Origin of the sequence: Streptomyces sp. NPDC058955, assembly GCF_042741435.1 — a bacterium.
GTDB lineage: Bacteria > Actinomycetota > Actinomycetes > Streptomycetales > Streptomycetaceae > Streptomyces.
Genome location: NZ_JBHYKM010000203.1, coordinates 6,237 through 7,224, shown reverse-complemented (window position 1 = coordinate 7,224; position 988 = coordinate 6,237). Strand labels below are relative to the sequence as shown.

The 988-nt window shown below is 72.8% G+C and carries 1 protein-coding gene; it reads right to left on the bottom strand.

What is annotated here, in order from left to right; genetic code table 11:
* A partial coding sequence (locus ACFW1I_RS37480) for a hypothetical protein (RefSeq protein ID WP_384678453.1) occupies nucleotides 1-344 on the bottom strand: 344 nt, incomplete at its 3' end.
* Nucleotides 345-988 lie beyond the last annotated feature (644 nt).

The window sequence follows — 988 nt, the reverse complement described above, 5'->3', positions numbered from 1 at the left end:
GGCGCCACCGGCAGCCGCACCTCCTTCGGCCGCACCTCCGTCTGCGGCACCACCGTCTGCCGCACCGCCTTCAGCGGCACCACCATCGGCAGCACCGCCATCAGCCGCACCACCATCGGCAGCGCCACCGTCGGCCGCACCACCATCGGCAGCGCCACCGTCAGCCGCACCACCATCAGCGGCGCCACCGTCGGCCGCACCGCCGTCGGCGGCGCCACCGTCAGCCGCACCACCATCGGCCGCACCACCGTCAGCGGCACCACCGTCAGCCGCACCGCCATCAGCGGCACCACCATCGGCAGCACCGCCATCAGCGGCACCGCCGTCAGCGCCGCCGTTGTCACCGCCCTCGATGTCGCCGATGCTGGTGTTGCCGTCGCTGTCGCCGAGCGCGCCGACGGTGACTTCCAGGGTCGCGGTGGAGTCGTTGCCGCCGACAGCCTGCGCGGCACCCGCCGCGGTCAGGGACGCACCGGCGATGATCACGGCACCGGCCGCGACTCGCGCCAGGCGGACTCGCGTCTTGTTGGTCATCTGGTTGCTACCCCCAGTAGCTTCATCTCGTCATGGGGCAGCGCCAGGGGCCCCGGGCACGGGAAGCGTCATGGTTACTGGACCTGCCCCCGTTCACACGCGCCCCAGATATGCGCATGCCATCCAGCCACCCTTCCGAGTTTCCGATGCAGCGTCAAGGCCGTTGCGCGTGCGATGCCCGAAAGATCACCAGTTGGGCCGCATGTGACGATGCAACTGTGACGTAAACCCGGAACTACGGGGTTCGGGGCGGCAGTTCCCTTGTCGACAAAGCTCCCCACTCGCCCACGAACCGCTTGCACCGGCGAACGTCCGGTGAACGCGCCGGGGGCCCCCCCCCCAAGGGGGGGGGGCGCGCCGGGGCCCCGGGGGGGGGTGGTGGTGTTGGGGGGGGTGGTGGGGCCGCCCGGGGCCGGCGGCCCCGAGGCCCCCGGCAAGGCCGGCCCGGACGGGC